At 45.2% G+C, this 7,775-nt stretch carries 12 protein-coding genes; 9 read left to right on the top strand and 3 right to left on the bottom strand.

Annotated elements, in window-relative coordinates:
* Positions 1-270, top strand: a 270-nt coding sequence (locus Q0241_RS17600) for a hypothetical protein (RefSeq protein ID WP_299380051.1), incomplete at its 5' end; no start/stop codon positions are given.
* 75 nt (positions 271-345) lie between these two features.
* The gene (locus Q0241_RS17605) at positions 346-585 is read left to right on the top strand and encodes a DUF6434 domain-containing protein (protein ID WP_299380054.1); all 240 of its coding nucleotides are present in this window, start codon (positions 346-348) and stop codon (positions 583-585) included.
* Positions 586-735: 150 nt separating this feature from the next.
* On the opposite strand, the gene Q0241_RS17610 is transcribed toward Q0241_RS17605, so the two are convergent.
* Positions 736-939: a hypothetical protein gene (locus Q0241_RS17610; RefSeq protein WP_299380056.1), complete on the bottom strand. Its 204-nt coding sequence runs from the start codon at positions 937-939 to the stop codon at positions 736-738.
* Between the two features lie 616 nt (positions 940-1,555).
* On the opposite strand from Q0241_RS17610, the gene Q0241_RS17615 reads away from it, so the two are divergent.
* The gene (locus tag Q0241_RS17615) at positions 1,556-1,789 is read left to right on the top strand and encodes a hypothetical protein (protein WP_299380059.1); all 234 of its coding nucleotides are present in this window, start codon (positions 1,556-1,558) and stop codon (positions 1,787-1,789) included.
* A 184-nt stretch (positions 1,790-1,973) separates the two neighbouring features.
* On the opposite strand, the gene Q0241_RS17620 is transcribed toward Q0241_RS17615, so the two are convergent.
* Positions 1,974-2,573, bottom strand: coding sequence for a recombinase family protein (locus Q0241_RS17620; RefSeq protein WP_299380062.1), 600 nt, complete (start codon positions 2,571-2,573; stop codon positions 1,974-1,976).
* Between the two features lie 95 nt (positions 2,574-2,668).
* Between Q0241_RS17620 and Q0241_RS17625 the strand changes: the two genes are divergently transcribed.
* Positions 2,669-3,343, top strand: coding sequence for a hypothetical protein (locus tag Q0241_RS17625; protein WP_299380065.1), 675 nt, complete (start codon positions 2,669-2,671; stop codon positions 3,341-3,343).
* A 303-nt stretch (positions 3,344-3,646) separates the two neighbouring features.
* Complete coding sequence (locus tag Q0241_RS17630; protein ID WP_299380069.1) at positions 3,647-4,051, top strand: hypothetical protein; 405 nt, start codon at positions 3,647-3,649, stop codon at positions 4,049-4,051.
* Between the two features lie 197 nt (positions 4,052-4,248).
* On the opposite strand, the gene Q0241_RS17635 is transcribed toward Q0241_RS17630, so the two are convergent.
* On the bottom strand, positions 4,249-4,797 hold the full coding sequence (locus Q0241_RS17635) for an XRE family transcriptional regulator (RefSeq protein WP_299380072.1): 549 nt from the start codon (positions 4,795-4,797) through the stop codon (positions 4,249-4,251).
* 290 nt (positions 4,798-5,087) lie between these two features.
* Here Q0241_RS17635 and Q0241_RS17640 point away from each other — a divergent pair, with 290 nt between their 5' ends.
* The 4 genes from Q0241_RS17640 to Q0241_RS17655 all read left to right on the top strand — a co-directional run.
* On the top strand, positions 5,088-5,960 hold the full coding sequence (locus Q0241_RS17640; protein ID WP_299380075.1) for an AzlC family ABC transporter permease: 873 nt from the start codon (positions 5,088-5,090) through the stop codon (positions 5,958-5,960).
* A complete protein-coding gene (locus Q0241_RS17645; RefSeq protein WP_299380078.1) occupies positions 5,953-6,246 on the top strand; it encodes an AzlD domain-containing protein in 294 nt (97 codons plus the stop codon). The genes Q0241_RS17640 and Q0241_RS17645 overlap by 8 nt, the downstream gene beginning before the upstream one ends.
* A gap of 67 nt (positions 6,247-6,313) precedes the next feature.
* The gene (locus Q0241_RS17650; protein ID WP_299380081.1) at positions 6,314-6,712 is read left to right on the top strand and encodes a hypothetical protein; all 399 of its coding nucleotides are present in this window, start codon (positions 6,314-6,316) and stop codon (positions 6,710-6,712) included.
* A 182-nt stretch (positions 6,713-6,894) separates the two neighbouring features.
* A partial coding sequence (locus Q0241_RS17655) for a hypothetical protein (protein WP_299380084.1) occupies positions 6,895-7,775 on the top strand: 881 nt, incomplete at its 3' end.

Here is a 7,775-nt window from a genome sequence, read left to right on the forward strand (position 1 = left end):
AAGGGAACGGCAATCGCCTGTGATCCTATCCAAGAAAAACATAACAAGACCCGACAAGGGGATCAAACCAACCATGATCCCTTTGTCGGAGCTTATGAAATCACCTACGCAGGCCCAGATGGGCAGGAAAGCGACCCGTGGGATCTTATTATTACCAAAAGGGACGAAATTTATCATGCGACATGGCTAAAAGACGATGTGGCCCATTATCACGGAATTGGCTTTGTTACGGATGGAAAGCTTGTTTGTGGCTGGCGCCCCGTTAACTAGTCGAGCAAGTCAGAAATCAAGGCGATTAATTCAGCGAACACAACCGTAAAATTAAGAAGTAGAGAAGCTGAACAGATGAGAGAAAACCAGAATAAAATCGATTGGCACTCAGACCCGTTAACACGCGACACACCGATTACAGAAGACTATCGGCACACCCAAAACGTCCGGCGTTTTATGAAATCGGAATGCGGAGAGCATTTCAAATTTAACAGGGCATTTATGAGCTGGATCAAAAATGGCAGCCACATAACGCCTGCGCCCAAAACACTTGGGGATGTTGCCGACGAATGGTTGCAACAACAGAACCGCTAGACCAAAAAAACTTGGTCCCAAACGCGGATAGGTTTCATTGCGGTTTGCAGATGGATAAACGCTCGGATTTGCCCCTGAAGAACGTCGATTAATCACAAATGATATTAATCAGCCGGGTTATGTGTTCCACCTGTTAATTGATCAGATTAATCAATCAGGGCTTTTTACAGAACCCTCGGTGACAGAACTTTTGGACTGATCATTAAAATAAGCAATCAACCTTGACCAAAACCTCGCCAGACGAATTCGCAGCGGCAAGAACGGCACCAATGCGGCGTTATCTGATGTTTCATCCCAGAACATTGCACCTTCCCCTACTCTTATTTCACGGACAATTCTGTCTGTAATGACCATTTGACATGGTCGTTTTTATTCTACAGAAAAACTCTACGCCCCTTGTGTGACTCTTATGTTGCAGTTTTGTGAATTCACATTTGAAAAATACGGTTGAGCAAGATTTTTTGTGGTGTGGTTTCTGCCGTAGAAAATAATTATTTTACGTCCCTCTATGCCTGAAAACGAGAATAATCATCAAAATTAAATTAAATCAGATACTTGTTATCCATCACGCTTTTCCTTGCATCGGAACCAAGTCAGCAGCGCTGGTATTGACCCGCAAACATTAAGGGTTTTGTTAATGTTTGGCCCCCTATACTTATCCGATAATAGGAAAGATCTGGCCACAAAAATTCGGGCAAAACCGAACGGCGTACATACCAAAGGCCAGACAATAAGATGTTTTCTTAAAGGTAAAAAGTACCTCTAAGAACATCTAACCTTATGTCATTTTTGGCATATCCCAGTACTCATCAGGCTATTAGAGTACCATGTTCGCAAGGCTCAGAACGCATATCTGTCAAAGCGAAGGACAGACGGGAATAGCAAGGGCCTTAATCAGTGCGGTTTAGGTGTTGTGTTGCCAGTGTTTAATCTCACTCGAAAAGAGTCCGGACTTAAAGGAGTTCTGATTGTGGCCTATAGTGCAAAAAAACTTAGTGAAGATTTAGGGAAAGAAATGGAACACGGCTATCGGGCGAGCAACGTCGCCAAACTAGCCGGTCGAATTCATAATAATCATCGCAGGGAACTATCCCGCTATCTTGATTGTAAATTGATGCAGCTCACGGCAATGGAAGAAGGGCCGGAATTTGAATTTTCCGAAGGTGAAATGCAGCATCTTATTTCAGAGTTGCGAAGTCACTAACCTCTACAAAATTCTCGACAAGACGCTGCAAATAAAGCGCCAAAGTTTGGTGTAAAAGGTCGCCTTACCGATCTGTCGATAACCAAGATACAAAGGAACAAAAGGATTGATCAGAAAAGCAGCGCTTTTGCTGCCTTTTTGTTTTGCCCGTGAAACTAAACCGAATTCAAAAACACCCTTTAACCTATTTGCTTATATCAAGTTTTAGCTCTTTAAGGCGACGGGACAACGTTGTCCTGCTGATATTCAAGGCCTCTGCCACTGCCGATAATGTTGGTTTCTTGGTTCCTGAGGTATTTGACGAAGATAACAATAGCACTGCGGCTTCGATATCATGTTTGGACAACGTACTGGATTTATCTGATTTTCCTGACCTGCTTTTTCGCCCAGACGTGCTCCCTTCAAGGCCTTTAAGCGTTCGTTCGATGGTCAAATCGCGCTCGTTATCCGCAAGGCCCGCAATAAAACCATGAAACATTTTCCCCAGCGGCGTTCCCGAATTCAACCCCTCACACAACGATTGAAAATAAACCCCGCGCGACTGAAGATCCTGTAGAAAAGTAATCAGATCAACCGTACGACGCCCCAGCCTGTCCAGCCGCCAAACCACAAGACTATCGCCCGCGCCCAATTCAGCCAGCGCTTCTTCCAAAGCCGGGCAGACAACCCGATTAGACGCCAGAATTTCAGAATAAACCTTGTCGCAGCCCTCATCCTTCAGCGCCGCAACCTGCTGATCCAAATTCTGCCCTTCACCCGATGCTCGCGCATAACCGATCTTCATTCTGTTCCCATAAAAACCACCCCGAACAGATTGAATTTACATTATGAAACAGAGTTTTGAAACGAGATAAATTGTCAGGAATAATTAATGCTGTTATGACAATACATCTTCTACTTACCTCATATTCAAAAACGTTAAGAAGCACAAAAACAATGCCTCATCCAATTTTTGGAAAGAATTATAGTAACAAATCCTTAGATTTACGGTTAAGTGAAGAACGTGCACTAACGCTTTTTAATCTCACATTCCAATTACTAAACGAAACACGTTTTAGTAAGCACCTTGATAAGCCTGAAAATTTGATTCTAGTAGAAATTCACGATGAATTACACCGGTTAATCACTCAACAATCATTACTTAAAAATAAGACTATCAACGATTATGAAGATGAAATAAGTAAAGCCCGAGATAGAATAGTAAACCCTCTAGCTCAGGATTCTCATTTAGAAGGGGAAATGCTTAACTTTGATGCAGAAATTAAATTCTTAACAGCTGCGGAGGGAGGACGCGGATATCATGAAGGGAAGGACGCTTCTTTGATATCAGGCGCTTGGTCACATGTAAGTTTAAGCTGTGGCATTAACGGATGCAAAGTGCATTCATTAGAAGGGTGCAGGGAATTTAATCCGGGTAAGACCTATCTTGTAAATATGGATTTCTATTGCGTTAAACACGACCATGCCCCTGAGATAACAGAAGGGCACCATTTCTTTATCCAAGAAGCATCCCACGTTACAGGATCAGGTATTGTGACCAAGGTTAATCGGTAAGAACTACACGGCCAACTTTAGACCAAATATTACCCGACTGGCTTCCTCCCAAGCCTTTAAGTGTTCTATCTATTATCAAACCACATTCGTCAAAACTACCATTCACATATTTCATCTCAAACCAACCTCATATGACTAAATTTACATAAAGAAACAATATATTGAAACGAGATTTGTTTATCGTAAATCAATATCATCTTTTGTCGTCAGCACCTGCGTCAATACAGCTTATATTAGTAGATGCAATTGTTTTTCCACTCTGCTAGATTGCTTTTTCAATCAACTTTCTTGGATATTTTTCAAATGCTTATGGGGCGTTTCATCGTAATGGGGCTTGTTGGCCTCAGCTTAAATGGCTGTTCTTCTATCGTTAATGGTACTGATCAGGATATTACCATCAATACAAATCCATCCGGTGCGAGCTGTATTCTAGAGCGCAAAGGTGTCGAAATTGGCAGAGTTCCCAACACACCGGGAAGTGTCAATATTACCCGAACCAAAGAAGATATTACAATTACCTGTAATAAAGATGGGTACCAGACGGCGACCTATCTTAACGATAGTGGCTGGGAAAGTGGTTCCGGGGCAGCAGGCATTGCATTGGACGTCGTTCTGACACTCGGGATCAGTAGTGCAATTGATTCTGCATCTGGTGCGGACAACCAATACGAAAGCCCGGTAAATATCACGCTTATTCCTGTTGAATAATATAAGAGCAATCGCTCACCAGGTCTCAGATTTAGGTTGAGGCCTCAAGATACAGTACCCTGCATCACACAAGGTGCAGGGTATTAATATTTGTTGGGCTACCTAACGCTTGGTTATTAAATTAGTTATAGACAGATTAAGTTGGTTCTCACGGGGCATGGCCCAACGCGCATCACTGCCCCGACTTATCCCCGAACCTACCCCGGGCTTTCCATAATCAGGATAAGCATTGCCTTGTCTGAGAGTGCTTCATAGGAATGTTTGCTGTCTGCGGGATAGCGGAAATAATCGCCTTCGGACAGTTCTTGTAAATTGTCCTCTGGACCAACACGCACCTGTCCACGACAAACAAAAGCATGTTCAACCGTGCTTTGTGTATGGGGCTCGGCTTCTCTTACCGAGCCACTTTCAAGGTAAACCCGATAGAGATCCCGGCGACAGGACACAGGGCAATCAGCCAACAGTGTCGAAGATAACGTCGAGAGATCAGACGAAAGCTGATCTTTTTCATCGGCGCGGATAATGGTGAAATCGGATTTGGGTGTTTCAAACAGAAAGCTGAGCGGAATATTCAACGCAGAAGCAATGGCCCAAAGGGTTTCAAGGCTCGGGTTACCTTGCCCGCCCTCTAGCTGGGACAACGTTGATTTGGCAACACCCGCCTGACAGGCCAAGGCAGACAAGCTCATTTTTGCGCGAGTGCGTTCACGTTGTATCGCCTGTGCAATCAGAGAAACCGGGGTCATATCCTCAATTCTACTCTCAATAGTGTTTTTTATAAAAAACGAATGTTCTGTTTGACGAACACTTTTTGTTCGTTCATTATACAGAACAATAAACTTATGTAACGAACAAAAATCAAATCTTTCAGTTTTCTCGTTGCTTCTATCTACCTGCGGGTTTTCGGGCCATCTGCGGATTTTCAGACCGTACTTTCCGAAAGAGCGACCGAGAACAAGCGTCCTTGGACAGATTGCATATCTGTAGCATCCGTTTTCCAAGGCGCATTCTGAAAGCTTTGTCAGGAGACAGTCGTATGAGCGGCCAAACATATACGGACGAAATTCCTTCTGGTGACATGCAACCAGAAAACATCGAAGCGAGAGGTATTCCCACGGGTACTATCTCTGGGGAAAACAGCCCAAAAACGGTCCCAAATCCGGTTATGGCATCGGACATAAAAGATGGCATCAAAGATGTCCTGCCAATTTTGATTGCCATTGTTCCTTTTGCCGCCGTTTTTGGTGCTGTTGCGATTGAGAGCGGGTTGAGCTTTGGCGAGACCATGGTCACCTCGCTCTCAATCTACGCCGCGGCCAGCCAGTACGTGATGATTGATTTAATGGGACAGAGTGTGCCTGTCTGGTCCATCGTGCTTGCCGTTTTTGCCGTGAACTTCAGGCATGTGCTTTATTCCGCCTCTATTGGTCGGACAATGGGCGCTTTTTCATTTTGGCAAAAGGCCCTCGCCTTCTTTTTACTGGTTGATCCCCAATTTGCATCATCCGAAGCCCGTGCCTCAAAATCGGGGCTAAGGCCCGCCTATTATTTTTCCTATGCCCTGATGATCTATGGCACATGGATGGCCGCGAATGCCATCGGTGCTTTGTTTGGCTCTCTAATTTCCTCACCTGCCACCTATGGTCTGGATTTTATTCTGCCACTGTATTTCACAGGCCTTGTTGCCGGCTTTCACAAACGTCTAAATTTTGTTCTGATCCTGATCACAAGTGCAGGTGTATCACTGGCGGCTTATCTGACAATCGGAAGCCCCTGGCACATTACCCTTGGCGGGATCGCCGGGCTGATTATCGCTGCCGCCTTGAGCAAGCCCAAAGACACGAGCCCCCAAGACATGAACAAACCCAAAGCCGTAAGTACCCCTAAGGAAAGCACAGCCAATGTCTGATACAATTTTTCTAATCCTTGCCTGTGCCCTTGCCACCTATGCCACCCGCGCAGGGGGCCATTTGATCCTGTCGCGTTTTGGCGCAACCCATTATCGCCTCGAAGCCGCGCTAGAGGCCGTGCCAACCGCTGTCTTAACCGCACTGGTTGCCCCCTCACTCATCACCAACGGTCCCGCCGAAGCGATCGCCGTATTGGTGGGCGGGCTAGTCGCCTTGCGCTACCCACTTGTGGTCAGTGTTATTTCTGGATTGGGGACTCTTATTCTACTTCGCGGGATGCTATAACAAGTATGTATGGAGGAACTTATTTTCTACCATACGGCTTTCTCGTAAATGTCCAGTTTGATGAAGAATGAATATTAAAGAATACAGAGATCCTGCTCAAAACATAGTTTCTTGGGCAGCTATGGCAGAAGGGGTCACAGAGTTCCTTTCTACCGCGACCTATAGCCCCGACAACCTGATCATCGCGACTGAAGAAAAGCTCAAGGTCATGCGCAGAATTATTAATCAGGACAAAACATTTTGGGGGCGCTTTCAAAACTGGTTTAACGGCGAAAAACCTGACCGCATTCTGGTCGACGGCGGCATGCTAATTCAGCTGTTTGACGTATCAAAGCAAACATGCCCCTACACCCTAACCCCAAGCCATCAATACACGCTGCCCTATTCCGATCTCTATGAGCTATACAGAGAGATCCTGCTGGTTCTCGCCCCTGAAAAGGCGGTTAAACTTGATACAGAGAGCTAAAACGCTTCACGGGTCGGTTTTTTATTCAAACAAAACAATTCTGTAATAATGCGGGGCTATTGTCCAAGTTGGAATAAGCCATGATAGATCCGTGATGCCTATGCCAAAAGATATCGGCATTCGTCTGACCAGGATCACAACCAGACCAAAAGCCACAATCAGACAAGAAGAATGTCCCGCGAATGAAACCAAATTTGGCCGAACGCTTTTTACTCGACGAATGTAATCCAAAAACCAAACGACTGTTGGAGACAGAAATCGATGAAATGATTTCAGGGCGTGGTCCCCGGTTTCGCGAACACCACTTTAATCTCTATGATATCAAGCTAGACGGCACCCGTCGCAAGGTCGGCATTGTTGATATTTTTGATCCCAAGGAAAGCGGCCGAATGGAACTTGAAATGTTCCACTTTCGCCTGTTGCTCAAGCGCCTGACCAGCCAATCTGTGCCAGATGATTATGGCCAATCCAACGGTGGGGTTCTCAGCTTTCTGACATCAAGTGCCAAAAAACTATCGCCGCGCAAAAGCAGTATTGCTTTTAAAAACAAAGTCCTGAAAAAAAAGCGAGAAATTTACGCCCTGTATGAAACCACCCCCGCATTGCCCAGAAAAATCACAACACTCGGCCTGATCGAAAATAACAAGAAAATCACACTACTGGTCGAAAGCGACCTTTATGAAAAAGAACACACCAGCGAAGCCGAAAAAACCAGAGAGACCGACCTAGCCAGAGAAGACGGAAAAGCAAAAGAAAAGCAAACACCAGAAGAACTAAAAAGAACGGCCACCGAACAAAAGGAACGGTACTGCATCACCTTTGGCAGCACCATAAGCTATCGCCAATCCACAGAAAGCTATCGCCTGCGGATGCTGGCAACCATGGACCCTTCACTTCTGGCGTCACAGGGCTATGGGCTTTTTACCGTGGAAAATTCCAAATTCTTCAAATGGCTGGACAAAGAAAGCTATAACCGCTTTGAAAAACGGGCCCCAACCCATTATCTTTTGATTGCCCATCACGAAGTTTACGACATCCTCAGCTACCACCCGCCAGAAGTAAC

Origin of the sequence: uncultured Kiloniella sp. (assembly GCF_937128705.1) — a bacterium.
GTDB lineage: Bacteria > Pseudomonadota > Alphaproteobacteria > Kiloniellales > Kiloniellaceae > Kiloniella.

Bases quoted from the DNA above. Each gene is read 5' to 3' on its own strand.
- Q0241_RS17605 (WP_299380054.1), top strand. From the start codon at position 346: ATGAGAGAAAACCAGAATAAAATCGATTGGCACTCAGACCCGTTAACA.
- Q0241_RS17610 (WP_299380056.1), bottom strand. From the start codon at position 939: ATGGTCATTACAGACAGAATTGTCCGTGAAATAAGAGTAGGGGAAGGT.
- Q0241_RS17620 (WP_299380062.1), bottom strand. From the start codon at position 2,573: ATGAAGATCGGTTATGCGCGAGCATCGGGTGAAGGGCAGAATTTGGAT.
- Q0241_RS17625 (WP_299380065.1), top strand. From the start codon at position 2,669: ATGACAATACATCTTCTACTTACCTCATATTCAAAAACGTTAAGAAGC.
- Q0241_RS17630 (WP_299380069.1), top strand. From the start codon at position 3,647: ATGCTTATGGGGCGTTTCATCGTAATGGGGCTTGTTGGCCTCAGCTTA.
- Q0241_RS17635 (WP_299380072.1), bottom strand. From the start codon at position 4,797: ATGACCCCGGTTTCTCTGATTGCACAGGCGATACAACGTGAACGCACT.
- Q0241_RS17640 (WP_299380075.1), top strand. From the start codon at position 5,088: ATGAGCGGCCAAACATATACGGACGAAATTCCTTCTGGTGACATGCAA.
- Q0241_RS17645 (WP_299380078.1), top strand. From the start codon at position 5,953: ATGTCTGATACAATTTTTCTAATCCTTGCCTGTGCCCTTGCCACCTAT.
- Q0241_RS17650 (WP_299380081.1), top strand. From the start codon at position 6,314: ATGAATATTAAAGAATACAGAGATCCTGCTCAAAACATAGTTTCTTGG.